Origin of the sequence: Nonomuraea sp. NPDC046570 (assembly GCF_040645915.1) — a bacterium.
In the GTDB taxonomy this organism is placed as follows: domain Bacteria; phylum Actinomycetota; class Actinomycetes; order Streptosporangiales; family Streptosporangiaceae; genus Nonomuraea.
The window spans coordinates 25,450-50,826 of sequence record NZ_JBEYZF010000006.1 but is presented as its reverse complement, the minus strand read 5'-3'; the positions used below and the strand labels follow the sequence as shown (position 1 = coordinate 50,826).

At 71.8% G+C, this 25,377-nt stretch carries 22 protein-coding genes; 12 read left to right on the top strand and 10 right to left on the bottom strand.

What is annotated here, in order from left to right; genetic code table 11:
- Window positions 1-16 precede the first annotated feature (16 nt).
- The gene (locus tag ABZ911_RS12090) at window positions 17-1,291 is read left to right on the top strand and encodes a serine hydrolase domain-containing protein (RefSeq protein ID WP_358054552.1); all 1,275 of its coding nucleotides are present in this window, start codon (window positions 17-19) and stop codon (window positions 1,289-1,291) included.
- A gap of 34 nt (window positions 1,292-1,325) precedes the next feature.
- Here the strand turns inward: ABZ911_RS12090 and ABZ911_RS12085 are convergent, their stop codons facing one another.
- Window positions 1,326-2,942 carry a BCCT family transporter gene (locus tag ABZ911_RS12085; RefSeq protein WP_358054551.1) on the bottom strand — a complete coding sequence of 539 codons (1,617 nt, stop codon included), beginning with the start codon at window positions 2,940-2,942 and terminating at the stop codon, window positions 1,326-1,328.
- A 121-nt stretch (window positions 2,943-3,063) separates the two neighbouring features.
- Between ABZ911_RS12085 and ABZ911_RS12080 the strand changes: the two genes are divergently transcribed.
- Window positions 3,064-4,842 (top strand): protein kinase, encoded by a 1,779-nt coding sequence (locus ABZ911_RS12080; RefSeq protein ID WP_358054550.1) that lies wholly within the window; start codon window positions 3,064-3,066, stop codon window positions 4,840-4,842.
- A 25-nt stretch (window positions 4,843-4,867) separates the two neighbouring features.
- Here the strand turns inward: ABZ911_RS12080 and ABZ911_RS12075 are convergent, their stop codons facing one another.
- On the bottom strand, window positions 4,868-5,494 hold the full coding sequence (locus ABZ911_RS12075) for a PaaI family thioesterase (RefSeq protein WP_358054549.1): 627 nt from the start codon (window positions 5,492-5,494) through the stop codon (window positions 4,868-4,870).
- A gap of 270 nt (window positions 5,495-5,764) precedes the next feature.
- Here ABZ911_RS12075 and ABZ911_RS12070 point away from each other — a divergent pair, with 270 nt between their 5' ends.
- The 3 genes from ABZ911_RS12070 (at window position 5,765) to ABZ911_RS12060 (ending at window position 8,545) form a co-directional block, all read left to right on the top strand.
- A complete protein-coding gene (locus tag ABZ911_RS12070) occupies window positions 5,765-7,633 on the top strand; it encodes a CHAP domain-containing protein (protein ID WP_358054548.1) in 1,869 nt (622 codons plus the stop codon).
- A gap of 32 nt (window positions 7,634-7,665) precedes the next feature.
- Window positions 7,666-7,944, top strand: a complete 279-nt coding sequence (locus ABZ911_RS12065; RefSeq protein ID WP_358054547.1) for a hypothetical protein — start codon at window positions 7,666-7,668, stop codon at window positions 7,942-7,944.
- Window positions 7,945-8,008: 64 nt separating this feature from the next.
- On the top strand, window positions 8,009-8,545 hold the full coding sequence (locus ABZ911_RS12060) for a helix-turn-helix domain-containing protein (RefSeq protein WP_358054546.1): 537 nt from the start codon (window positions 8,009-8,011) through the stop codon (window positions 8,543-8,545).
- Between the two features lie 25 nt (window positions 8,546-8,570).
- Here ABZ911_RS12060 and ABZ911_RS12055 read toward each other — a convergent pair whose 3' ends face one another.
- Both ABZ911_RS12055 and ABZ911_RS12050 read right to left on the bottom strand, forming a co-directional pair.
- Complete coding sequence (locus ABZ911_RS12055) at window positions 8,571-10,535, bottom strand: PASTA domain-containing protein (protein ID WP_358054545.1); 1,965 nt, start codon at window positions 10,533-10,535, stop codon at window positions 8,571-8,573.
- 107 nt (window positions 10,536-10,642) lie between these two features.
- Window positions 10,643-11,941 carry a serine/threonine-protein kinase gene (locus tag ABZ911_RS12050; protein ID WP_358054544.1) on the bottom strand — a complete coding sequence of 433 codons (1,299 nt, stop codon included), beginning with the start codon at window positions 11,939-11,941 and terminating at the stop codon, window positions 10,643-10,645.
- A gap of 36 nt (window positions 11,942-11,977) precedes the next feature.
- Here ABZ911_RS12050 and ABZ911_RS12045 point away from each other — a divergent pair, with 36 nt between their 5' ends.
- Together ABZ911_RS12045 and ABZ911_RS12040 are read left to right on the top strand one after the other, a co-directional pair.
- A complete protein-coding gene (locus tag ABZ911_RS12045) occupies window positions 11,978-12,745 on the top strand; it encodes a HipA family kinase (RefSeq protein ID WP_358054543.1) in 768 nt (255 codons plus the stop codon).
- Window positions 12,742-13,128: a DUF3037 domain-containing protein gene (locus ABZ911_RS12040; RefSeq protein WP_358054542.1), complete on the top strand. Its 387-nt coding sequence runs from the start codon at window positions 12,742-12,744 to the stop codon at window positions 13,126-13,128. Before ABZ911_RS12045 ends, ABZ911_RS12040 begins: the two co-directional genes overlap by 4 nt.
- Here the strand turns inward: ABZ911_RS12040 and ABZ911_RS12035 are convergent.
- Together ABZ911_RS12035 and ABZ911_RS12030 are read right to left on the bottom strand one after the other, a co-directional pair.
- Complete coding sequence (locus tag ABZ911_RS12035) at window positions 13,125-13,967, bottom strand: GNAT family N-acetyltransferase (RefSeq protein WP_358054835.1); 843 nt, start codon at window positions 13,965-13,967, stop codon at window positions 13,125-13,127. The genes ABZ911_RS12040 and ABZ911_RS12035 overlap by 4 nt on opposite strands.
- A 55-nt stretch (window positions 13,968-14,022) precedes the next feature.
- Entirely contained in the window at window positions 14,023-15,711 is a 1,689-nt protein-coding gene (locus ABZ911_RS12030; protein WP_358054541.1) for an alpha/beta hydrolase, read from the bottom strand.
- Between the two features lie 175 nt (window positions 15,712-15,886).
- Here ABZ911_RS12030 and ABZ911_RS12025 point away from each other — a divergent pair, with 175 nt between their 5' ends.
- Complete coding sequence (locus ABZ911_RS12025; protein WP_358054540.1) at window positions 15,887-16,321, top strand: RpiB/LacA/LacB family sugar-phosphate isomerase; 435 nt, start codon at window positions 15,887-15,889, stop codon at window positions 16,319-16,321.
- Window positions 16,322-16,323: 2 nt separating this feature from the next.
- Here the strand turns inward: ABZ911_RS12025 and ispG are convergent, their stop codons facing one another.
- Both ispG and dxr read right to left on the bottom strand, forming a co-directional pair.
- Window positions 16,324-17,493 carry a flavodoxin-dependent (E)-4-hydroxy-3-methylbut-2-enyl-diphosphate synthase gene (gene ispG / locus ABZ911_RS12020; RefSeq protein ID WP_358054539.1) on the bottom strand — a complete coding sequence of 390 codons (1,170 nt, stop codon included), beginning with the start codon at window positions 17,491-17,493 and terminating at the stop codon, window positions 16,324-16,326.
- Between the two features lie 57 nt (window positions 17,494-17,550).
- Window positions 17,551-18,747: a 1-deoxy-D-xylulose-5-phosphate reductoisomerase gene (gene dxr / locus ABZ911_RS12015; protein ID WP_358054538.1), complete on the bottom strand. Its 1,197-nt coding sequence runs from the start codon at window positions 18,745-18,747 to the stop codon at window positions 17,551-17,553.
- 182 nt (window positions 18,748-18,929) lie between these two features.
- Here dxr and ABZ911_RS12010 point away from each other — a divergent pair, with 182 nt between their 5' ends.
- The 3 genes from ABZ911_RS12010 (at window position 18,930) to ABZ911_RS12000 (ending at window position 21,594) form a co-directional block, all read left to right on the top strand.
- Window positions 18,930-19,925 carry a peptidase gene (locus tag ABZ911_RS12010; protein ID WP_358054537.1) on the top strand — a complete coding sequence of 332 codons (996 nt, stop codon included), beginning with the start codon at window positions 18,930-18,932 and terminating at the stop codon, window positions 19,923-19,925.
- A gap of 95 nt (window positions 19,926-20,020) precedes the next feature.
- Window positions 20,021-21,109, top strand: a complete 1,089-nt coding sequence (locus ABZ911_RS12005; RefSeq protein ID WP_358054536.1) for a hypothetical protein — start codon at window positions 20,021-20,023, stop codon at window positions 21,107-21,109.
- Window positions 21,106-21,594: a hypothetical protein gene (locus ABZ911_RS12000; protein ID WP_358054535.1), complete on the top strand. Its 489-nt coding sequence runs from the start codon at window positions 21,106-21,108 to the stop codon at window positions 21,592-21,594. The genes ABZ911_RS12005 and ABZ911_RS12000 overlap by 4 nt, the downstream gene beginning before the upstream one ends.
- Before the next feature lie 92 nt (window positions 21,595-21,686).
- Here the strand turns inward: ABZ911_RS12000 and ABZ911_RS11995 are convergent, their stop codons facing one another.
- Window positions 21,687-23,114: an aldehyde dehydrogenase family protein gene (locus tag ABZ911_RS11995; RefSeq protein WP_358054534.1), complete on the bottom strand. Its 1,428-nt coding sequence runs from the start codon at window positions 23,112-23,114 to the stop codon at window positions 21,687-21,689.
- A 233-nt stretch (window positions 23,115-23,347) separates the two neighbouring features.
- Here ABZ911_RS11995 and ABZ911_RS11990 point away from each other — a divergent pair, with 233 nt between their 5' ends.
- The gene (locus tag ABZ911_RS11990) at window positions 23,348-23,977 is read left to right on the top strand and encodes a TetR/AcrR family transcriptional regulator (protein WP_358054533.1); all 630 of its coding nucleotides are present in this window, start codon (window positions 23,348-23,350) and stop codon (window positions 23,975-23,977) included.
- Here ABZ911_RS11990 and ABZ911_RS11985 read toward each other — a convergent pair.
- Window positions 23,931-25,376 carry a PucR family transcriptional regulator gene (locus tag ABZ911_RS11985; RefSeq protein WP_358054532.1) on the bottom strand — a complete coding sequence of 482 codons (1,446 nt, stop codon included), beginning with the start codon at window positions 25,374-25,376 and terminating at the stop codon, window positions 23,931-23,933. The genes ABZ911_RS11990 and ABZ911_RS11985 overlap by 47 nt on opposite strands.
- Window position 25,377: the final 1 nt, after the last annotated feature.

The following is a 25,377-nucleotide window of genomic DNA, read 5'->3' as shown; positions in this document are numbered from 1 at the left end:
CAGAGGGAGGACCGCCGTGGGCGGACACGTCGACCCCCGGTTCGCCCGCGTGCGCGAGGTGTTCGACCGGCACTTCGCCGACGGGGAGGAGCTGGGCGCGGCGTTCACCGTCCACCTGCGCGGGGAGCCGGTGGTGGACCTGTGGGGCGGCGTGGCCGACCGGCGCAGCGGGCGGGTGTGGGAGCGGGACACACCCGTGCTCACCTACTCCTGCTCCAAGGCGGTCACGGCGACCGTCCTGCTGCTGCTCGCGCAGCGCGGCCTGGTGGACCTGGCGGCGCCGGTCGCGGACGTGTGGCCCGAGTTCGCCGCCGCGGGCAAGGCGGGGGTCCGGGTGGAGCACCTGCTCACCCACCAGGCGGGGCTGCCGGTGCTGGAGGACGCGGTGCCGGTGGCGGACTTCGAGGACCAGGCGGCGATCGCCGACCGGCTGGCCCGGCAGACGCCGCTGTGGGAGCCGGGGACGGCGCACGGGTACCACGCGCTGACGTACGGCTTCCTGGTCGGCGAGGTGGTGCGCCGGGCGACGGGCCGGTCGGTCGGCGAGCTGGTGGCCACCGAGATCGCCGGGCCGCTGGGCCTGGACCTGTGGCTGGGCGCGCCGGACGAGGTGACGGCCCGAGCCGCCCGCCTGTCAGCGGGCGAACGCCCCTCCCCGACCACCGGAACACCCGAAGACCCCAAGGCGGGAACGTCCGAAGAATCCGAGGCCGGGCCATCCGAGGAGTCGATCGCCGGGACGTCCGGAGACCCCGAGGCCCAGACGTCCGAAGGCCCCGAGGCCGGGACGTCCGAGGATCTGGTCGCCGCGATGGCCAGGGATGCGCTCGATCCGCACAGTCTGATGAACCGGGCGCTGGGCAACCCGCCGATCCACAAGCTCAAGGGCGGCGCCAACCATCCGGTGATCCTGCGCGCGGGCTGGCCCGCGCTCGGCGTCGTCACCACCGCCCGCTCGCTCTCCGCCTTCTACGACGCGCTGATCTCCGGCCGCCTCCTCACCCCCGGCACGCTCGACGACGCGCTGCGCCGCCGCGTGAACGGCCCGGACCGGGTCCTGCGCATCCCCAGCTCGTTCGGTCTCGGCTACATGCGCCCCGCCCTCGCCTTCCGCACTCCGGCCAGGGGCGAGCGCGGCGCGTTCGGCCACACCGGACTGGGCGGCTTCCTCGGCCTCGGCGACCCCGAGCACGGCCTGGCCGTCGGCTACACCATGAACAGGATGTCCAACGCGGTCACCGGCAGCCTGCGCGCCCTGCACCTGACGGAGGCCGTCTACGCCGCCCTCTGACGGCGTGCCGCCACCCCTGGCACATGCGGTCGACCTACTTCTTGTGATCCTTGCGCAGCCGGGGCAGGCGGGAGGCGTGGACTCTGGCGCCGCGCTCGTCGTCGCCCACCACCCGCCTGATCGCGACCGGCAGGCCGTACCGGGTGCCTCTGGGCGGCGGCGGCCCCGCGCCCGGGTCCTCGCGCAGCTCCTTGAACAGCGACACGCACAGCAGCAGCATCACCACCACGAACGGCAGCGCCACCAGGATCGTCGCCTGCTGCAGCGCGTCGAGCCCACCGGCCAGCAGCAGCACGATCGCCACCGAGCCCACCAGCGCGCCCCACATCATCACCAGCGGGCGCGGCGGATGGAGGGAGCCCCTGGTGGACAGCGAGCCGAGGACCAGCGAGGCGGCGTCGGCGCCGCTGACGAAGTACAGCGCGACCAGCACGACCGTGACGGCGGTGGTGAGGGTGGCCAGCGGCAGGTTGTCGAGCAGGGTGAACATCGCCGCCTCCTCCCCCCGCCGGACCGCCTCGGAGAAGTCGGCGGCGCCGGTCTCCTGCATCCACAGGGCGCTGCCGCCGCTGATCGCGAACCAGATGACGCTGACCCCGCTGGGCACGAGCAGCACGCCGAAGACGAACTCCCTGATCGTCCGCCCGCGCGAGATGCGCGCGATGAACGCGCCGACGAACGGCGCCCACGACATCCACCACGCCCAGTAGAAAATGGTCCAGGAGCTCAGCCACTCCTTGTCGACGAACGCGCCGGTCCTGGTGGACATGGGGATGAAGTCCTGCAGGAAGCCGCCGAGGGCGGCGGGCACCAGGTCCAGGATGTACACGGTGGGGCCGAGCACGAAGATGACGGTGGCCAGCGCCGCGGCCAGGTAGACGTTGAGCGTGCTGAGCCACTGCACCCCGCCGTGTACGCCGGTGGCCGCCGAGACGACGAACGCCGCCGTCAGCGCGATGATGATGATCACCTCCAGGCGTCTGCCCTGCATCCCGAACAGCTCGTTCAGGCCCGACTCCACCTGCAGCGCGCCCAGGCCGAGGCTGGTCGCGGTGCCGAAGACGGTCGCCAGGATGGCCAGCCCGTCCAGCGCCCTGCCCACGCCCGGCCGGTTCCCGAACAGCGGCTGGAAGGCGGCGCTGAACCCGTTGCCCCGCCCTTTGCGGAAGGTCGAGTACGCCAGGGCGAGACCGGTGACCGCGTAGATCGCCCACGGGTGCAGCGTCCAGTGGAAGAGGGTGTACTCCATCGCGATCCTGGCCGCCCCCTGCGTCTCGGCCCGGACGCCGCTGCCGCGGAGCGGGTCGAAGTAGTGCTGGATCGGCTCGGACACGCCGAAGAACATCAGCCCGATGCCCATGCCCGCGCTGAACATCATGGCCACCCAGGCCAGCGTGGTGAACTCGGGGGTGTCGTCGTCCTTGCCGAGTCGTACCCTGCCGTACTTCGTCACCGCCAGCCCGACGGCCAGGATCAGGAAGAAGTCGGCCGCGACCACGAACACCCACGCCAGGTTGTCGGTGACCCAGCCCAGCGCCGCCGCGCCCGCCGCCGTCAGCGACGCCTGGCCGAACGCGCCCCACAGCACGACGCAGAGCAGCAGGCCCACCGCGAGGGCGAGCAAGGTGAGGTCGGGTTTGTTCTCGCGCATTATCCCCCCATGGCTACACAGCGTCATACCCGGTTAGCGTTGGGCGAAATATTGTCACTCGTGACAACCGGAACCCTGGGTGAGACCGTCGAACCGATGTGGGTTGCGCTCTGGGGGTTGGATGGTTCCTGGTTACCGCGAAGTCCGTCAGCTGGGCGCCGGCCGTACCGGCCGGGTCTTCCTCGCGACCTACCAGGCCACCGGGGCCTATGTGGCGATCAAATACCTCAACGCGACCCTGCGCCGGGACGCCGACTTCATGGCGCGCTTCCGAGCGGAGGCGCCCGGGCTGGTGGAGCTCGACGATCCGAACGTGGTGCGCTTCTACGAGTACGTCGAGACGCCGACCCGGGCCGCGGTCGTCATGGAGCTGGTCGACGGGGTGTCACTGCGCACCCTGCTGAACGAGCACCGCAGGGCCGGCCCCGAAGCCGCGCTGGCCGTGCTCAAGGGGACGCTGCTGGGCCTGGCCTCGGCGCACGAGCGGGGGATCGCCCATCGGGACTGCACGCCGGAGAACGTGCTGGTGCAGGCGGACGGGACGAGCAAGCTGGCCGATTTCGGGCTCGCCGTCCATCCTGAGGAGCCCGGGGCTCCGGCGGGCAGCCCGGCGTACATGGCGCCCGAGCTGTGGACGCAGGGGATGGCGGGGGTGCTGGCCGACCTGTACGCGGCGACGTGCGTGATGTTCGAGTGCGTCACCGGGCGCCCGCCGTACCGGTCCGCCGACGTGCCCGCGCTGCGGGACAAGCACCTGGTCGAGCCGGTGCCGGTGGAGGTGGTGCCGGACGCGGTGCGCGGGCTGCTGCGCCGGGGCCTGGCCAAGGACCCGGCAGGGCGGCCGAGGTCGGCGCGCGAGTTCGCGGCGGAACTGGAGGAAGCGGCGGTCGAGGGCTTCGGAGCGGAGTGGGAGAAGCGAGGGAGGCGGCATCTGAGCGAGCTGGCGACGCTGCTCGCGCTGCGCTTCCCGCTGGCCAATCCGAGCCCCTCCCCGGACCGGCGGTCGGCCGGGTCGCTGGCCAGGAGCGTGGCGGGGCGGGTGCCCCGGCTGCCGCCGCACCTGTGGATCGCGGGCGGGGCGCTGGCCGCCACGGCGATCGCGCTGGTGATCAGCGGCGGCCGGTTACCCGGCGGCCCAGGTACGTTCCTGGCGCCTCCTCCCAAAACCCCCTTCGAGCTGGGGTCCACCCCGGCCGAGTCGGTCTCCCGCCAACCTGCCCGCCGGCCCACCCGCCACGCCACCCCGCCACCCACCGGGACCACCGTTCCGTCCACCCCGCCCGCTGTTCCGTCCACCCCGCCCCGGACGCAGGCCCCGCCGACCGCCGTGCCCTCGCCCACTCCCATCCGGCGGGTGGCCGCGCCGCCGGTCAGGGCGGCCCGGATCCTCACCTGGAGCGGGTCGGCGGGGGCGGTCCGGATCACGGCCGACGGCCCGGGGCCGGTGAAGGTGACCGTCAACTACACCCGACGGGAGGGCGAAGGGCCCTCCCGCGTCGTGCACAGCGAGTCGCGCCAGTTGCGCGGGCGGACGTCCTATCTGGTGCCGCTGCTGTACGACCTGGGTGGGGTGAAGTGCGGCGAACGGGCGCACTTCGGGCTCATGGTGCTGACCGATCGGGTGGCGGCGAACGGGCCACAGATCATCGAGGTACCGGTGGACGGCCCCGCCTGCGCCACCACGACACCCACACCGCCTCCCGCCCCCACCGAGACCACCACGGTCAAACCAGCCGCCCCCACCCCGACCGACACCGTCAAACCAGCCGCCCCCATCCCAACTGACACCGTCAAGCCGGTGGCCCCCACCCCCACTGACACCGCCAGGTCCGTGGCCCCCACCGGCGACTCAGCGACACCCGCACCCACGGAGTCCGGCACCGGCGTCACCCGCCCCTAGCGAGCCTCCTGAAGCCTGAACGGTCTCAGGGGAGCCAGGCGCTTGGCGTGATGAACAGACCCGTGGCCTCGACCAGCGCCGTGCCGTCGGGGAGGGCGATGCGGCCCGCGGCCCAGGTCTTGCGCCCCTCCGAGCGGGTGTGCTCCGCGGTCGCCACCAAGGGCTCGCCGTACGGCACGGGCTTGCCGTACCGGACGCTCAGTGTTCCCGTCATGCCCGCCGACCCGGCCGCGGCGACCGCCTGGCCGAGCAGGTGGTCGAGGATCATCGCGCTGATGCCGCCGTGCACCGCCGAGGGTGGGCCCTCGTGCAGGGGCCTGAAGGTCACCTCGGCGCGTACCCCCGCGCCGAGGCGCTCGACGACGAGCGGCAGGGCGTGCGGGTTGGCGGCGCCGGTGACGGCGTTGCCGAGGTGCCGCAGGGTCCCGTCGGGCGCGATCTCGAACGGCTGGGGCGTGGCGCGGGAGACGGCGTTCAGGCGGGCGGTGATCGCGGCCAGTTCCGCCGTGACCGCCACCAGTTCCGCCTGGCCGGCCTCGCTCAGCGCGACGGCGTCCATGAGCTCACGGGTCTGTCCCGCCAGCGCGCACAGGGCGGCGAGGCGCTCCTCGCTCTTCGGGCCGCCTTCGGTCATGGTGGGCTCCGTCGTCATGCGGCCCACTCTAGAACGCGTTCTACTCGTTGGTAGATCTTTTTCTGGTTTGTCTGCCTATGGGGGAAATATCTGGCAGGCTCTTGACCTGCGGTTTCCTTAGCCCTGTTGCCCTGGTGTCCCCTTGACCGGTTCTTGACCTGCCCTTTTGTCGGGGTAGCCTCATTTGTCACCGAAGACTACTGGCCTACGGTGTCGTCACGTACTCCCCGGTTCTCCCGGGTTGCACTGGCACACCATGACATGTCCGGAAGGGTCCCCCATACTTCCATGACCCCAGAGACCCAGAAGCTCATCGACCTGCTCGAAAAGGAGCTCGGCTACGCCGAGCGGTCCGGCGCCTACACCAAGTTCGGCGACTGGTACGGCAAGAACATCGAGTTCGACGCCGACTACAGTTCCGCCCCCTGGTGCGACATGTTCCTCTCCTGGGCGGCCGACAAGCTGGGCTACCAGGACTGGGTCGGGCAGTTCGCCTACACCGTGGCGCACGCCAAGTGGTTCAAGGAGCAGGACGCCTGGGGGACCAAGCCGAAGCCCGGCGCGCTCGTCTTCTACGACTGGAGCGGCTCGAACAGGATCGACAAGATCGACCACGTGGGCATCGTGACCAGGGTCGAGGGGAACACGATCTTCACGATCGAGGGCAACATCGACGGCGGTGTGGCCAAGCGCAAGGAACGCGACCAGAGCAAGGTGGTCGGCTACGGCTACCCGGAGACCGTCAAGGCGCGCCTCGACGCGATCCGCCTCAAGGAGGCGCAGGAGGCCGAACGCGACTCCCAGGTGGGCGACACCCGGGTAGGCCACCTCCAACTCCCCGCCGAACCCGAACTGAGCACCCAGATCCCGCAGGCCGGCCCCGCCAGGCCACAGCCCCTGGCCAAGCCCGCCGCCAAACCCACCCGCCAGGCCGACAAGCCCGCCGCGACCGTCACCCCCCAATCCGCACCGGCCGCCAAACCCGGCAAACACGCCAAGCCCGCCGCGGCGGACACCGAGGCCGTCACCCGCGAGCCGATCACCGCCTTCAAGGACGCCGCCGCCACCACGCCCGTCCCCTCCCTCGGCTCCCCCGCCCTGATCGGCCCCGTCCTCCTGGCCGCCCTCGGCGCCCTCGCCCTGGCCCGGACCAAACAACTCCGCGTACGGCTGGCGCCCATCGCAACCGCCCCCGCCCGCAAGCCCAACCGCCGCGCCCCCGGCCGCCGCCGCAAGACCTCCCCCCTGCGTGTGCTCACCCCCACCCCCGTGCCGCCCCTCACCACCCTGATGGCCGCGGACCCCGCGACCACCACGAGCTTCGCCACCGCCGACAGGGTCGTGACGACCGCGGACCTGGTAACCGCCGACAGGTTCGCGACCGCGGCCGAACTCGTGACCACCACCGGCTTCATGGCGGCCGACGAGTTCGCGGCAGCCGCAGGAGTCAGGACCGCGGGCGCCATGACGGCGGCCACTCCTGTCATCGCCGCCACGACCATCAGGACTCCCGCCGCCATGGCCACCGCGGGCTCCATGGACGCAAGCCTTGTGGGCACCGCGGGCTCCATGGACGCGAGCCGTGTCGGCACCGGCCCATCCCAGGCCGCCATTAGCGCAGGCGCCGAGGTTCTCACCCCTCTCTCAAGATCCGCGTTCGCGGCCCTGGCCGCGCCGGCGACCGCAGACGGTCCGGGCAGCGCTTTCGAGTCCGCTGTGCGTTCCGAGCCGCCCGGTGCCGTGACCGCCGAGTTCGACGCCCTCGTGGAGTCGTCGTTCGGCCCGCCCCGGCGTAACACCGCGAGCATGCTCAGCGGCCGGGCGGGGCACGACGGCACGACGGACCGCGGCGGCGAGCCGTACCAGGGGAGGCGACGGCGGCGCGAACGCGCGCAGGACGAGCGGGCGTTCACGCCCGACGCTCCCCTGCGCGGACGCCGGCACCGCCTCCACGACCCCGCCGTCACCACCCGCGTGCACCGCACCACCGAGACCTTCTCCTCCGACGCCCCGCTGCGAGGCCGCAGGCACCGCGGCGCGTCCCCGACCACCACGGCCGCCAGGGATCCCCGCTTCAACGGCGGTTCCGGACACCCGGCGTCCCTCGACAGCGCCGGGCCGGGCCGCGATACTCGGGGAGGACGACACCGCGCCTGACGGCAGTGCGCGGGCACGACGATGTCAGGATCATGACCCCGAGCCTGTACGAACGCTGGCTGGTCGCCTGCGTGGAGGCCATCGACGAACCCGACGCCTTCGCCACCCGGCCCTGCCCGTCCTGTGCCAGCCCGTCGCTGAACCTGGCTTTCGTCGTCATGTCCGGCGACGAGACGATGGGCATACCCTGCTTCTGGTGCGACGCCTGCCTCCATGGGACGTTCGTCTGCCGGGCACTGATCCCCGAGGGCGCACGACGCGTCCCCAAGGACCAGCGCGACACGATCCCCAACTACCGCGTCGTCTCGTAGCCCCCAGAGCGCCACACCCTACGATCTAGGGATCAGGTGTGACACTCGGCATGGAAACGGGACGATGACCGCTGTTGACCACGGGGCCGACACCAGGACCCGCATCCTCGCCGCCGCCAGGCAACTCTTCGCCGAACGCGGGTACGCCGCCACCTCGCTGGCCGACATCGCGGCCGAGGTCGGGCTGACCAAGACGGCGGTGGCGTACCACTTCCACCCCAAGGACCGCCTGGCCGCCGAGCTGCTCGCCCCCGCTGCGGACGACATGCTGGCCCTGCTCGGCGGCGACTTCCCCGACCGTCGCGCGTTCGTGACGGCCCTGGTCGCCTTCGTGGTACGGCACCGCACGGTGACCCGCCTGGTCATGGAGGACGTCGTGGGTCCCGACGACCCCGCCCCCGGCTCCCCCGGCGAGGCCATCCGATCGTTCCGCGACGAGATCTTCGCCAGGTTCTCCGGCCCCGGCGACACGGACCGCGTCCGGGCCTGGGCGGTCATGGGCGCCCTGCAGTGGGGCGTCGTCCAAACCATGGACCTCCCCGAGGACCTCGTCCACGACACCCTCCTCCACTCGACCCTGGCCATCTGGGACCCCGCCTGACGATCGCGCACCCGAGGGATCGGACTCAGCCCGAAACCGGCGTGCCCGTTTCCGGCTGCGGGTCGGGCTCAGTCGTGGGGAGGGTGGGCTCAGGGGTTTCGGTGGGTTCGGTGGGGTCGGGAAGATTCTGGCCCTCCACCCCAACGGTGATCACGATGCTCGTGCCGGGCTTGGCGCACACACCCCCGGCCACGCTCTGCGCGAGAACACTGTCGACATCACCCGGATTCCGCACGATCTGAGCCCGCTGCCGCGCCGAGAACCCGGCCCCGTTGATCACCCCCTGCGCCTCGTCCCACACCATCCCGACGACCGACGGCACCCGCGCCCCGTTCCTGGCCACCACGAGCGCCACCGCGCTCCCCGGCGCCACCTTCTTCCCCTCAGCGGGACTGCTGCCGATGACCTGCCCACCCGGCGACTCCGAACACGACCTGTTGACCGCGCCCACCTTCAGCCCCGCGGTCGCCAGCGCGGCCTCGGCGGCGGCCCGGCCGAGCCCCGCCAGCACCGGAACCCTGGTCCCGGCCGACACCCGCAGACCCACCCGGGTGCCCTTGGCCACCAGGCTCCCCGAGGCGGGATCACTCTCCACGACCTGCCCGACCGGCCTGGCCGAGCCGACCTCGGCGACACCCCCCACCCGCAGCCCCGCTGCCTTGATCGCCTTCTCCGCCGCGGAACGGTCCAACCCCGCCAGCACCGGCACTTGCAGGCTCACCGGCCCCCCGGCGGGCTCGCGCGTCGGCTGCACGGGCGGCAGCTTGGCCGCCGAACTCGACTCGCGCCTGGCGGCCCCCGGACTGTTCTTCAGCGAACTGGACCCCAGCGACCCCACGACACCCGGCTCCGTGGTGATCACCGTGGGCCCCGCCACCGGCGATGCCCCGTCGCCCGGCTGAAGCGCCGGAACCAGCACCCCCACCAGCACGGCCGCACTGACCAGCAGCGCCCCCGAGACGGCGACCGAGGCCCGGCTGGCGGCGTTCCCTCCCCACCGCCCCGACTGCGTGGGCCCGTCGGCCGGCCCCCGCGGGCCCGCCGCCCACGGCACGAACCCCCCGGTTCCCTCCGGGGAGGCTAACGGCCTTGATGATGGCCCCAGCAGGTATCCCTCCGGGTTCGCCAGGCCGCGCGGCTCCACCCGCAGGACGTGCGGCGGCGGCGAGCGCAGCACCTCCGCCGGGGCCTCCGTCTCCGCGCCGAGCAGCGTCAGCAGCAGCTCACGGCTGGTCGGCCGGTTGCGCGGATCCTTGTCCAGACAGGCCAGGACCAGCTCGCGCAGCGCCCCGTCCAGCCGCCCGAGCTCCGGCTGCGCCGTCAGGATCCGGTGCAGCACGGGCGCCACCGAGTCCTGCCCGAACGGCGCCGAGGCGTTGGCCGCGAAGCACATGGTCGCGCCCCAGGAGAACACGTCGACCGCGCCCGTGACGGCCGACGCGGTGATCTGCTCGGGCGCCATGTACGCGGGAGTCCCCACGCCCCGCCCGCTCACCGTGGCCGCCGCGTCCAGCGCCTTGGCCAGCCCGAAGTCGATCACCCGGGGCCCGTCCGGCCCGAGCAGCACGTTCTGCGGCTTGAAGTCGCGGTGCACGATCCCGGCCCGGTGGATGGCGGCGAGCGCGGTCGCCGTACCGACCGCGAGCCGGTCCAGCGCCCCGCCTCGGCGGGGCCCGGTGAGCATCACCTCGCGGTGCAGCGACGGCCCGTCCACGAACTCGCCGACGATGTACGGCCGCCCCTCGTCGAACCCCGCGTCGATCACCTGAGCCGTGCAGAACCGGGCCACCTGCTTGGCCAGTTCGACCTCGCGCAGGAACGCCGCGCTCTCCGCGCCGACCGAACCGTGCAGCAACTTGATCGCGAACGCCTCGTCACCCCGCGCGCCCAGGAACACCGCGCCCTGCCCGCCCTCCCCCAGGCGCCCGGACAGCTCGTAGTCTCCCAGTCTCCGAGGGTCCCCAGGCCTGAGCGGCTGCGCGTACGGCACGGGCGCCTCCCCTCGCCGGAACCCGTTCTCCTACCACTGAAAGCGAGGCACCGGGGCGGCGTCAACGGTCCTGGACAGCATCGCCACCGGACCGTGACACGCCGCCGTCAGGAGGTACGGGCCACCATGCCCGTATAGGTGACAACGTTGTCGCCGGAACGCGTCACCCGGATGGCCGCCTGGTCAGAAGAGGTGGCGCGGTCGAGGCTGAGCGTCCCCGGATGGCACCCTTCCCCGGTCACCCGGTCGAGCTTGAACGTGAGCGACGAGCCCGTGCCGGTGAGCCGCCCCGAGCAGTGCAGGTCGGCCCCCCACCGCATGGCGCCGCCCGCGTCCTGGAAGCGGATCTCCACCGGGAAGACCCGCTTGGCGGTGGGATGCTCGGCCGACCCCTGCCACGTCCCCGCCAGCCCCGGCGATCCGTCCCCTCCGGACATCCGCCACAGCGCCACCGCCGCGACCACCGCCAGCACCCCGGCCACGAGCGCGGCCGCCAACTTCCAGCGCCCCCGCCGCCTGACGGCCGGAGAACCTTCCGAGGAGTCGGGGGCCGCGACCTCCGTGGCGTCGGAGGCGGCGGCCATCGCTCCCGAGGCCAGCACGTCGCCGCCGCCCCCGTGCTGCCCGAGCAGCCGCCGCAGCACCTCCTCCGCGTCGGGCCGCTCCCCCGGCTCCTCGCGCAGGCACGCCTCCACCAGCCTGCGCAGCGGCCCGTCGAGCGGCCCCAGGTCCGGCTTGCCGTACAGGATTCTGGCCAGGACCTCGGTGGCGGTCTCCGCCCGGAAGGCGTGCCGGCCGGTGGCGGTGTAGGCGACGGTGAGCGCCCAGGCGAACAGGTCGGCGGGCGGGCCGGCGGGTTCGCCCTTGATCTGCTCGGGTGACAGGTACGCGGGTGTGCCGACCGGGATCACGTTGGTGGTGGCCGCGGCGTCCATGAGCCGGGAGATCCCGAAGTCGATCACGCGCGGCCCGTCGAGGCTCAGCAGCACGTTGCCCGGTTTGAAGTCGCGGTGCACCACCCCCGCGCGGTGGATGGCGCTGAGCGCGGTGGCGGTGCCGATCGCCAGCCGGTCGAGCGACCCGCCCGTCCGCGGCCCCTTGACGGTGACGTGCTCCCTGAGCGACACCCCCTCGACGTACTCGCTGACGATGTACGGCCGGTCCCCCTCCAGCGAGGCGTCGAGCACCTGGGCCGTGCAGAACGGCGCGACCCGCCGTACCGCCTCGACCTCGCCGAGGAACCTGCGCCGGGCCTTGGGGTCGACGGCGTGCAGTAACTTGACCGCCACCTGCCCGCCGCCGGGCGAGGTGCCCAGGAAGACCACTCCCTGCCCGCCCTGCCCGAGACGCCCGGCCAGCCTGTACGCGCCAATACGCCGGGGATCCTCGGCTCGCAGGGGGACCATCCGCCGAAACTACCAGCCTGGGGTAGCCTTCCTGTCGTGCTGGAAAGGATCAACGCGACCCGCTATGTCGCCCCGCTGCGCGAGGGCGGGTCGCTCCCTGGCGTGGTGGAGGCCGACGATCTCGGCACCTACGCCGTGAAGTTCCGGGGCGCGGGGCAGGGCAGGCGCGTGCTGGTGGCGGAGATCATCTGCGCGGAGCTGGCCCGCGGCCTCGGGCTGCGCACCCCGGAGCTGAAGCTGATCGAGCTCGACTCCCAGTTCGGCGTGCGCGAGCCGGACGAGGAGATCCAGGACCTGCTCAAGGCCAGCCCCGGGCTGAACCTGGCGAGCGACTTCCTGCCGGGCGCGCTCGGCTTCGAGCCGCTCACCTCGGCGCCGGACGCCGGCTTCGCCTCCCGGGTGCTCTGGTTCGACGGCCTGATCCACAACGTGGACCGGAGCTGGCGCAACCCGAACCTGCTGGTCTGGCACGGCGACATCTGGCTCATCGACCACGGCGCGGCGCTGTGGTTCCACCACAACTGGAAGAGCGCCGACCCGCAGCGGCCCTTCGACGCGGGCGACCACGTGCTGGCGCCGTTCGCGACCGAGGTCGAGGCCGCGGGCGACGACCTCGCCGGGAAGATCACCCGCGAGCTGCTCGACCACGTGACCTCCCTGGTCCCCGACGAATGGCTGGACGACGAACCGGGATTCGACTCGGCGCGAGCCGTACGGCAGGCGTATGTGGACCATCTGACAGAACGCGCCCACGGGCCGCGCGCGTGGTTGAAGGCGCCCGCCAGGCGAGGGGAGGGCGGATGAGCTTGGACGTCTACGAGTACGCCGTGATCCGGGTGGTCCCCCGGGTCGAACGGGGCGAGCAGATCAACGTGGGCGTGCTGCTGTACTGCCAGCCGCGCGCCTACCTCTGCGCCCGGGTGGAGCTCTCCCCCGACCGCCTGCTCTCCCTCGACCCGGCCGCCGACGTCGAGGGGGTACGGCTCGCGCTGTCGGCCTACGAACTGGCCTGCGGCGAGGAGTCCGGCCCGCTGGCCGCCGAGTCCCTGGGCAGCAGGTTCCGCTGGCTGACCGCCCCCCGCAGCACGATCGTCCAGACCGGCCCCGTCCACGCGGGCCTGACCGCCGACCCGGCGGCCGAGCTCGACCGCCTGCTCGGCATGCTCGTCCGCCTGCCGACGAACTAGAACAGAACGGACATGAACGTGTCGACCTCGCGGAAGCCGACCTTGCGGTAGACCGCGCGGGCCGAGTGGTTGAAGTCGTTGACGTACAGCGTGACGATCGGCGCGAAGCAGGCCAGGGCGGCCTCCACGACCGAGGCCATCCCGGCCACCGCGTACCCGTGGCCGCGCAACGACGGGTCCACCCACACCCCCTGGATCTGGCAGGCCTGCGGGGTGACGGCGCCGATCTCCGCCTTGAACACCACCCGGCCGTTCTCGATGCGGGCGTAGGAGCGGCCGATGCGGATCAGCTCGGCGACCCTGGTGCGGTAGAGGGCGCCGCCGTCGCCGCCGTTGGGCGAGATGCCCACCTCTTCGGTGAACATCGCCACGCAGGCCGGCAGCAGGATGTCGAACTCCTCCGGCCGCACCCTGCGCACCATCGGGTCGGCGGGCACCGGCGCCTTCTGCGTGGTGGCCATCACCGGCTGCGCCCACCGGATCGCGCGGGCCCGGCCCCAGTGCGGTTCGAGCCGTTCCCAGAGCAGCTCGACCGCCTGCGAGGGGCCCACGATCGACGAGCATCGGCGGCCCTGCCTGCGCGCCCGGTCGGCGAACGCGTGCACGGCTTCGGAACCCGCGTTGACCGGCACCAGGTTGGCTCCGGCATAGCAGAGCGAGACGAGAGCGCCACGCGGCCCGAACCCCCACATCTGCCCGCCGAGCCTGGCCGGGTTCAGACCGACGGTCCGGACCCGGGAGGCGACGAAGACGTTGGCGACCGGGTCGTTGTCGAGAAGAGCGAGGACTTCTTCCCTGTCGTTGTCGTCGAGCACGCGCGACGCCGAAGTTCGCAGCATCACACAGTCAGACTACGCGACCTCCCACCCTTTGACTTGAACCGACGCCGAGCTGTCACCTTCCGATGATCTCGATGAGCCGCTCGTGCCCGTGGCTGCCGCCCGCCGCCATCCTGGTCGCCGGACGAGGCGCCGGCAGACCCCGGCACGCGACGTCGGGCGCGCCCCTGTGGCGCGTGGCCTTGGGCACGACGCCCTCCTCCAGGTACCGGGTCAGGTGCCGGTCGACGCAGCGGTTGCCGGACAGCGAGACGCCGTGGTTGCCCCCCGGCTCGCTGATCAGCCGCGCCCCCGGGAACAGCTCCCGCATGTTCATCGCCCCCGCGTACGGCGTGGCCGCGTCGTCCTTGGCCTGCACCATGAGGATCGGCGGCAGCGCCCGCGACGACCTGATGGCCGCCGGCTTGCCGCCCGGTACCGACCAGAACGCGCACGGAGCGTTGTACCAGGCGTTCGGCCAGGTCAGGAACGGCGCCTCGCGGTGCAGGCCGGCCATGTCGGCACGCCACCTGGGCCACTGGCGCGGCCAGGGCGCGTCACGGCACTGCACCCCCAGGTAGACGGCGTAGCCGTTCTCCCCCTCGGCGTCGGTCTCCGCGTACTGCTTGTAGGCCTCCTGCAGCCCCGTGACATCGCCCTTCTTCACGTAGCGCGACCAGGCGTCGGCCAGCTTCGGCCAGACGGCGTCGGAGTAGCCGACGGTGGTGAAGATGTCGTCGAGCTCGCTCGGCCCGATCACCCCGCCCGCCGGCCGGGTGCGCAGCCGGTCACGCATGGAGTACCACGCGAAACCCGTCTGCCGCTGGGTACGGCCCAGCTTGTACACCCGGTTGTGGGACGCCGTCCAGCTCAGGAAGGCGCGGTGCCGTACCTCGAAGGCGCGGTTCTGGGCCAGATTGGCTTCGTACCAGACGCCCTTGGGGTCGACGGTGCTGTCCAGCACCAGCCGCTTGACCCGCTGCGGGAAGAGGGTGGCGTAGACGGCGCCCAGGTAGGTGCCGTAGGAGTAGCCCAGGTAGCTGATCTTGTCCTCACCGAGCGCGGACCTGACCACGTCCAGGTCCCTGGCGGCGTTCTCGGTGGACAGGTGCGGCAGCATCCACGCCCACATGTTGCCGCAGCGGTCGGCGTACTCCTTGGCCCTGCCGATCAGCACCCGCTCGTCGGCGTGGCTGCGCGGCACCTGGTCGGGCCGGGGCGCCGCGTAGTACTTCGCGGGGTCCACGCAGTGCAGCGCCGGCTCGCTGCGGCCGACGCCGCGCGGGTCGAAGCCGACCACGTCGAACCGCTCGGCCAGCTTCGGCGGCAGCGCGGCGGCGACGTACTCGGCCAGCGCCTGCCCGGACGCCCCGGGGCCGCCGGGGTTGACCAGCAGGGTGCCGAGGTGGTTGTGGTCCCGGGACACCTTCCCCTTGACCCGGTTCAGGGCGATTTTGATGGTCTGTCCCATGGGCGTGCGGTAGTCGAGCGGTACCCGCACCAGGGCGCACTCCACTCCGGGCGTGGCGGGCTCCGGTTCCGCGGCCGCCTCGGCGAGTCCCACCGTGGCGGCCAACCGGCCCATGGTCCGCTCCAGGTCGTCCATGACCCCACCGAGGATGGACGACTGCTGCGACTGTTGCTGCTGGGGCTGGTCGCACGGCCCCCAGGCGATCTCGCCGGGGCGGGCGGTGGCCTCGGCGGACCCCCCCAACCCGGCGACCAGCATCGCCAAACTCGCGACCATCCCGACGACGCGCTTCACTCGGTTTCTCTCCTCTGCTCATAGGGCAGGGTGAGCTTCCCGTACGTGACGACGTGATCACGGGGAGCATGAGGAAAGCCTTACCAATATGTAATCGCGCGATTGCTACCTGTCACAAGCCGGTCGGCGCACGTCCATTGCGCTTTCGCCGGGGCTGGGCGGCGATAATCGGGGCATGCGAATTTCGGTGGCGGCCGACAGCCTCGACGGGGTGGCCGGGCGGCTCGTGGCGGAGTTGCGCGGGCGCGGGCACGAGGTGGTCACGCACGGCGCGCTCAGCGACGGCGAGCGGGACGACTGGGCCTGGGCGTCGGAGGCGGCGGCCCGCGACGTGGCCGAAGGCCGGGCCGAGCAGGCGGTGGTGTGCTGCTGGACGGGCACGGGCGCCTCGATCGCCGCCAACAAGGTACGCGGCGCCCGCGCGGCACTGTGCGCGGACGCCTACACGGCGGACGGCGCCCGCAGGTGGAACGACGCCAACGTGCTGGCGCTCAGCCTCCGCCTGACCTCGGCGGTCGTGCTCGGGGAGATCCTCGACGCCTGGTTCTCCGCCGAACCGAGCACGGACGCGGCCGACACCGCCAACGTCGCCCACCTCGCCGACATCTGACCTCAGCGGCCGACGACTACCTGGGGGCCCACGGAGTCGTCGTCGAGGTCGACGTCCACGCCCATCTCCTCGGCGAGGCGCAGCGCCTCCTCGATCAGCGTCTCGACGATCTGCGACTCGGGAACGGTCTTGATGACCTGGCCCTTGACGAAGATCTGCCCCTTGCCGTTGCCCGAGGCGACGCCCAGGTCCGCCTCGCGGGCCTCGCCGGGCCCGTTGACGACGCAGCCCATGACCGCGACCCGCAGCGGTACCTTCAAACCTTCGAGCCCGGCCTGCACCTGCTCGGCCAGCGTGTACACATCGACCTGGGCGCGCCCGCACGACGGGCAGGAGACGATCTCCAGGCCGCGCTCGCGCAGCCCGAGTGACTCCAGGATCTGCGCGCCGACCTTGACCTCCTCCACCGGAGGCGCCGACAGCGAGACGCGGATGGTGTCGCCGATGCCCTCGGCCAGCAGCGCGCCGAAGGCGACCGCCGACTTGACCGTGCCCTGGAAGGCCGGTCCGGCCTCGGTGACGCCGAGGTGCAGCGGGTACTCGCAGCGGGCGGCGAGCAGGCGGTAGGCGTTGATCATCACGACCGGGTCGTTGTGCTTGACCGAGATCTTGATGTCCCGGAAGCCGTGCTCCTCGAACAGCGAGCACTCCCACAGCGCCGACTCCACCAGCGCCTCGGGCGTGGCCTTGCCGTACTTCTGCAGCAGGCGCGGGTCGAGCGAGCCCGCGTTGACGCCGATCCGGATCGGCACGCCCGCGGCGGAGGCGGCGCGGGCGATCTCGCCGACCTTGTCGTCGAACTTCTTGATGTTGCCCGGGTTGACGCGCACGGCCGCGCAACCGGCGGCGATGGCGGCGAAGACGTACTTCGGCTGGAAGTGGATGTCGGCGATGACCGGGATCTGCGACTTCCTGGCGATGATCGGCAGCGCGTCGGCGTCGTCCTGGGAGGGGACGGCGACGCGGACGATCTGGCAACCCGAGGCGGTCAGCTCGGCGATCTGCTGCAGCGTCGCGTTGATGTCGGCGGTGACCGTGGTGGTCATCGACTGCACGGAGACCGGCGCGTCGCCTCCCACGGGCACGGAACCGACCATGATCTGGCGGGAGATACGGCGTTCGGCCAGCGGCTTGAGCCTGACCGAGGGGATGCCGAGAGCTACGGAAGTCATTTCAACCCTTGTGTGTCGACGACCCATCCAGTCTAGGCAGTGATATGGACAGGAAGACTACGTAGATAGATACGCACCATTTGTCAGCTCTCTCGCCCGGGCCCTGGCCCACTCGTCGGCGGCCAGCACCTCCTCCACCGAGTCGGCGGCGGTCACCGTGTGCGCGGCGACGACCGCGGCGACGGTGTCGACGATCGCCAGGAACGGCAGCCGCCCGGCCATGAACGCCTCGACGCAGACCTCGTTGGCCGCGTTGTACACGGCCGGCGCGGTGCCGCCCTCGGCGCCGACGTGCCTGGCCAGCGCGACCGAGGGGAAGGCCTCGTCGTCGAGCGGCTCGAAGGTCCAGGTGTGCGCCCTGGTCCAGTCGACGGCGGGCGCCGCGTCCGGGACGCGCGCCGGGTGCCCGAGGGCGAGCGCGATCGGCAGCCGCATGTCGGGCGGGCTGGCCTGGGCGATGGTCGAGCCGTCCACGAACTCCACCATCGAGTGGATGATCGACTGCGGGTGCACGACCACGGAGATGCGGTCGAACCCGATGTCGAACAGCAGGTGCGCCTCGATCACCTCCAGCCCCTTGTTGACCAGGGTGGCCGAATTGATCGTGATGACCGGCCCCATCGACCAGGTCGGGTGGGCCAGCGCCATCTCGGGCGTCACATCGCCCAGCTCGGCGCGCCGCATCCCGCGGAACGGGCCACCGCTCGCGGTCACCACCAGCCGCCTGACCGCCTCCGGGTCGTGGCCCCCGGGTCCGGCGGCCCACAGGCTCTGCTGCAGCGCGGAGTGCTCGGAGTCGACCGGCAGGATCTGACCGGGCTTGGCCAGCCGCTTCACCAGCGGGCCGCCGATGATCAGCGACTCCTTGTTGGCCAGCGCCAGCGACCGGCCCGCCTCCAGCGCGGCCAGCGTCGAGGTCAGCCCGAGCGCGCCGGTGATGCCGTTGAGCACCACGTCGCACGGCCAGGCGGCCACCTCGGCGACCCCCTCCGGCCCGGCGAGCACCCTGGGGCTCACCCCGACCGCGGCCAGAGCCGCACGCAGCGCCGGTACGGCCGCGGCGTCCGCGACCGCGACGACCTCGGCGCCGAACCCGGCCGCCTGCCGGGCGAGCAGGTCCACCCGCCCGCCGCCCGCCGCCAGCCCGGCGACCTTGAAGCGACCGGGGTTGCGGGCGATGACGTCGAGCGCCTGGGTGCCGACCGAGCCGGTCGACCCGAGCAGGACCACGGAACGGGAGGAGTCTGACTGCACGCCTCCATCCTGCCATCCGGTACGGCGGGCGCCGTACAAGATCGAATGAGTGACAGGTGTGACGGGCGATATTCAATGAAATTAATGCCGGAATAGCGCTATATCGGTCTTCGCAAATGTCGAGAAATAGGGATATTCGCACCGCTACCTTCCAACCTCAGATCCGGTCAATGGAGGTACGCATGCACCGCAGACTCGCTCTGCTTTCCATCCTCACCGTCGCCTCGGGAGGCGTTCTGCTTCCGGCGGGGGCGGTCCAGGCCGCGGCGGGCCCCCGGCCCCCCGTCACGGAGGAGGCCGCCGACACCAGGACCGAACAGCGCAAGGTCGCCGCCTACTGGACCGCCGACAAGATGGAGGAGGCCGAGCCGCTCAACGCCCCGGCCCCCAAGTCCGGCGCCAAGCTCGGCGCCCCCGGCGAGCCCACCACCGGCGCGCCATGGGACGTCCCGCCGACCAGCTCGCAGCAGGGCGCCACACAGGTCGCGCGAGCCAGCTCGGGCACCGCCTGGACGGGCGGCGGGGCGGTCGTCAAGACCACCGGGCGGGTGTTCTTCACCTACCAGGGGCGCAACGCCTCCTGCTCGGGCAGCGCGGTGACCAGCGCGAACGAGAGCGTCGTGCTCACCGCCGGGCACTGCGTGAAGATGGGCGGCGACTACCACACCAACTGGGTGTTCGTCCCCGGCTACGACAAGGGCGCCAGGCCGTACGGCACGTGGGTCGCCGCCAAGCTGCTCACCACGCAGCAGTGGGACGCCAAGGAGGACATCAACTTCGACGTCGCCGCCGCCGTGGTGGCGCCCCTGCAGGGCAGGACGCTGACGGACGTGGTGGGCGGCCAGGGCGTCGCCTTCAACCAGGCCAGGCGGCAGCAGATGCACGCCTTCGGGTACCCGGCGGCGGCGCCGTACGACGGGTCCAAGCTGATCTACTGCAGCGGGCGGGCGTTCGACGACTTCCTCATGTCCCGCGACCACGGGCTCACCTGCAACATGACCGGCGGTTCGAGCGGCGGGCCGTGGTTCACCGGATTCAACGAATCCACCGGGCTCGGCACGCAGAACTCGGTGAACAGCTTCAAATACAACTTCGCCCCGAACTGGATGTTCGGCCCGTATTTCGGAGCGGAGGCGCAGGCCGTCTACAACGCGGCCCAGAGCACGAATGCACTCTGAGCCTATTTACCGAAAGTAGTCACAAGAACACATCTCGTAGTGCAGACTCGTGGCTCATGACCCCGAGCATCCCCCTGCTTGCAGCCGCTCCACTCATGGCGGGAATGGTGGGCGCCGCCCTGCTCGGCGCGACGCCCGCGAAGCAGCACGAGCCGAGTCGCCCGGCCCCCGCCTCGCGGGCGGCCGAGCGAGCCGATGTCGTCGAGCACGTGGCCGCCCGCAGTCACAGCGCACAGCGCCGCGTGCTCGACTACTGGACGCCACGCCGCATGGCCGCGGCCCTGCCGATCAGCCTCCTCGACACCTTGGCCAAGAAGAGCGGCCCGCCCGGGAAACGCGGGAAGGGCGGCGTGCTGGGCGGCCTGACCGGGAAGGGCGGGAAAGGCGGCGTGCTCAGCGGCCTGACCGGGAAGGCCGGTCTGGCCACCGCTCCCGACCTGTCCGGCGCGCAGGGCAAGGTCGTCACCCCGCGCCGCCAGTCCGCCAGGCCGTCCGCCATGACCGGCGGCTCCCGGTGGGGCACCGGCGGCCTGGTGTCACGGGCCACCGGCCGGATCTTCCTGACCATGGACGGCGTCGACTTCGTCTGCTCGGCGAGCACCGTCAAGAGCGCCAACAAGGATCTCGTGGTCACCGCGGGCCACTGTGTCAAGGACGGCGCCGGCGCCTGGGCCGACAACTGGACGTTCGTCCCCGGCTACCGCACCGGCGGCGAGCGGCCGTACGGGTCGTACACCGCCAGGCGCATGTTCGTCGCCGGGCCGTGGTCGCGCTCGGGCGACGACAGCTTCGACGTGGGCATGGTGGCGCTCAACCGGTCCGGAGGCCGGCACGCGACCGACGTGGTCGGCTACCAGAACATCGCCTTCAACCGCTCACGCGGCGGCCAGATCTACGGCTTCGGCTTCCCCGCCGACGCGCCGTACGACGGCGAGCACCTCGTCTACTGCGCGGGCCGCCTCCGCGAGGACCCCTACGGCCAGACCCGCGACCAGGGCGTGTCCTGCGACATGACCGCCGGCTCCAGCGGCGGCCCCTGGCTCACCGACTTCGACGCCGCCACCGGCCGGGGCACGATCGTCTCCCTGAGCAGCTTCAAGTACAGCGACAACCGCAACGTCATGTACGGCCCCTACTTCGGCGACAGCGCCAAGGCCCTGTTCACCATGGCGGAGCGCGCATGACCGTGCGGCATGAGACCCGTGCGTTGCCGAGGACTCGACCGGAGGCCGTGGGTACAGTGGACGACGTGAGATCGATGGAGCAGCGCGTCACGGAGCTCGAGTCGTGGGCCTTCCAGACCCGCTCCCTCGAAAAAGCCCTCAACGACCTGCCCCACCGGGTCCGAACCGAGTGCCAGGACTACCTCGGCCCAATGTTCGAACTCTGCCTGAACCGCATGGCGACAAAGGAAGACCTCCACGCCGTGCGAACCGAACTCAAGGGCGACATCCAGTCCGTCCGGGACGAGCTCAAGAGCGACATCGCAACCGTCCGAGACGAACTCAAGAGCGACATCACGACGGTCCGAGACGAACTCAAGGGCGACATCCAGTCCGTCCGAACCGAGCTCAAGAGCGACATCACGACGGTCCGAGACGAACTCAAGGGCGACATCATCTCCCTCGATCAGAAGCTGGATCGGATTCTCGCCAAGCTAGGCGATTAGGCCATTCTCGTCAGCGCGCGAAGATGGCCGAGCGCTCAGCCTCCTCGCCCTGCCGGAACTATGAACCCCGGCAGGGCAGCCCGGCTCGGGCTTCAGAGAGACAGCCCCGTGAGGACCATGACCTTCTCATAGGTGAAGTCCTCCATGGCCGAGCGCAGTCCCTCGCGTCCCACGCCCGAGTCCTTCACCCCGCCGTACGGCATCTGGTCGGCGCGGTAGGAGGGCACGTCGCCGATGATCACGCCGCCCACCTCCAGTTCCCGGTTGGCCCGGAAGGCGACGTCCAGCGACCGGGTGAACACCCCGGCCTGCAGGCCGTAGGCGGAGTCGTTGACGGCGGCGAAGGCCTCGTCCACGGACCCGACCGGCTGAACGATCATGACCGGTCCGAACACCTCCTCGCGGGCGACCTTGGCGTCGGCGGGCACGTCGGTCAGGACGGTCGGCGCGACGGTGGCCCCGTCACGGGTGCCGCCGGCCAGCACGCGGGCCCCGGAGGCGACGGCCTCCTTGACCCACTGCTCCACCCGCTCGGCCGCGGCGACCGAGACCAGCGGCCCCACCTGCGTCTTCTCGTCCTGCGGGTCACCGGTGACGAGCGCGGACACGGCGGGCAGCAGCTTGTCGAGGAACTCGGGCAGCACCGACTCCTCGACGATCACGCGCTGCACCGCGATGCAGCTCTGCCCCGCCTGGTAGTTGGAGAACAGCGCCACCCGGCTCGCCGCCCAGTCGAGGTCGGCGTCGGCCAGCACCACGGCCGCCGCGTTGCCGCCGAGTTCCAGCGTCACGTGCTTGCGCGGCACCTGATCCATGATCGAGTACCCGACCGGCCCGGAGCCGGTGAACGACACCACCGGCAGGCGCGGGTCCTGCACCAGCGCGGCAGCCCCCTCGTTCGGCACCGGCAGCACGGAGAACATCCCGGCGGGCAGGTCGGTCTCGGCCAGGAGCTCGCCGAGCAGCAGCGACGACAGCGGCGTGGCGGGCGCGGGCTTGACGATGACGGGGGCGCCGACCGCGAGTGCGGGGGCGACCTTGTGCGCGACCAGGTTGAGCGGGAAGTTGAACGGAGTGATCGCGAGCACGGGACCGCGCGGCACCCGGGACACGTAGGCGAGCCGTCCGGCGGCAGCCGGCTCGGTGTCGAGCCGCTGCACGTCGCCGGAGAACCGGCGGGTCTCCTCGGCCGCGAAGCGGAAGGTGGCCACGGCCCGGCCGACCTCGCCGCGCGCCCAGAGGATCGGCTTGCCGTTCTCCCCGCTGATCAGCTGCGCGATCTCCTCAGCGCGCTCGGCGAGCCGCCGCGACACGTGCGCCAGCGCCTCGGCGCGCACGTGGATGGGGAGGGCCGCGGCCTCTTTCTGTACGGCGACCGCCGCGGCGATGGCCTCTTCGACCTGGGCGTCGGTGGGCACGGAGTACGTGCCGACCGGACGACCGTCGTGGGAGTTGGTCACGGTGAGCTCGGCGTCGCCCATGGCGGGGCGTCCGGCGAGCCAGAAGCTACGCACGTCCATGCTTATGACGCTATTCCACCAGCCCGCGACCGGCTTTGCTCCACCGCGAACAAGACCCAGGCACCACCTGGCCGTTACGCACAACTCACAATCTTTCCCAGCTATGTAACAGGAGTAGCACCAATTGGGGATGTTAAGCGTGTGGAGCGGTTTGAACGATCGCCGCCCTGGCTAAGTCACGATGTGCGGGTCTCCGAGTGCGGCGGGCCCCCGAGCATGAAAGGCGTGGCCCCATGACCTCCTCGGCGCCGCTCGGGCTTCAGGGCGCCTATTTACTCGGCGAACGAGCCAACCACGACGAGCTTCGTGCCCGCCTCCTCGATGTGGCGGTGAATCTGCTGGCCAGCGACGGCCCCGACAGCCTGTCCATGCGCAGGATCGCCACTGAGGCGGGGTGTTCGACCACGGTCATCTACACGATGTTCGGCAGCAGGGAAGGGCTGGCGGAGGCCCTCTACCTGGAAGGATTCGAGCGGTTCAGGCGATACCTGGAGTCGGTTCCGGTGCGCAGGGATCCGCTCGACTACCTGTACGCGCTCGGCCCCGCCTACCGTGAGGCATGCGCGGCCGAGCCCGGCTTCTACAGCCTGATGTTCGAGCGGGCGATCCCCGGCTTCGAACCGAGCGAGCGGGCCAGGACACTGGCGCGCGCCGCGCTGAACATCCTGGACAGGGTGATCTCCGACTGCATCTCGGCCGGCTACCTCGTGCCCACCCAGCCCCGCAAGATCGCGGACGCGCTGTGGGCCGCGGCGCAGGGCGCGATCAGCCTGGAACGCGGCGGGCACCTGCGCGACGGCCGTACCTACGAGGCGGTCACCACCGCGACGATCTGCTGTTATCTGGTGCAGAAGACGAGTTGAGCGCGATCCACAGCTCAGCCCGTACGCCGGGATCGTCAAGATCGCGGCCGAGCAGCTCGGCAACCCGCTTCATCCGGTAGCGCAGGGTGTGGCGGTGGATGCCGAGCCGCTGGGCCGCCGCGTCCCAGTGCCCGTTGGTGTTGAGGTAGGCGCGCAGCGACTCGATGAGGTCGGCGCGTGAGCCGTACTCGGCCAGGGGGGCGAGCAGGGCCGCGCCGAACGCCTGCGCGGCGGCCGGGTCGAGGAGGGCGAGCAGGCCCTGGCCGGCCAGGTCGGCGAACCTGACGAGCTGGTTCTGGCCTTTTCTGGCTTCGGTGAGGGCGCGTCCTGCCTGGTCGAGCCCGCTACCCAGCTCGGCGAGCGGCACCGGGGCGCTCATGCCGACGGGTCCCGGCAGCCGCTCGGCCAGCTCCGCGGCTTCGGCTTCGGCCGCCAGCAGGACGGCGTGCCCGTCCAGCGGGGCGGTGAAGCCCACCCGTTCGGCCAGGTCGAGCGCGTCGGTGGGGACGGCGAGCACGACGTAGGGCGCGGCGGGCAGCCGTACGCCGAGGGGGGCGAGGACGGCGGCGGCCTGGCCGGGCTCGCCGGACAGCAGCAGGCGCAGCACGGCGGCGCGGACGCGGCGTTCGGCGGACAGGTAGGCGCGTCCCTGCTCGACGGAGAGCGTGAGCAGCGAGCCCGCCGCGTTGATCACGGTGTGCGCGGTCGGGCTGAACGGGCGGGCGGCGCCGACCGCGAAGAAGCCGCGGGCCTGGCGCGAGCCGCCGAGCGGCTGGACGACGACGTGCTCGCCGGGGGTGGACAGCGCCAGGATGGCCGTGCGCCCGCCGCGCAGCCGGTCGATCTCGGGCAGTACCGAGGCCAGTTCCGCGCCCGGCGTGGCGTGGACCGGCGCGCCCGACTCGTCGAGCAGCGCGGCCCAGCCGCCGATCTCCTTGGCCAGCCGGTCGATCACCGCGGGCATGCCCTCGGGTCGCAGCGCGGCGCGGGTGAGCCGGCCCTGAGCGGCGAAGGCGCGGCTGAGCTCGTCGTACTGCTCGGCGGCGAGCAGGTCGCTGACCGCCTTGCCGATGGCGATGAACGGCGTCTCGCGCGGCACCTCCAGCAGCGGCAGCCCGGCGGCCTCGGCCGCCTCGACCAGTTCGGCGGGCACCTCCTGGTGGGTCAGCCCGACGCCGAGGCCGACGCCCGCGACCCCGCGCGAGACGAGCCGCCCGACGTAGTCGGCGTAGTGCGAGGTGACCCGCATCCCGGTGGTCAGCACCAGTTCGCCGCCCTCCAGGAAGGGCGTGGGGTCCTCCAGTTCGCTGACCGCGACCCAGCGCACCGGGTGGTCGAGCGGCCCGGCGAGCACGGGCAGCCGCATCCGTGCGACGACGGTCCGCAGCGAAGGTGCCATG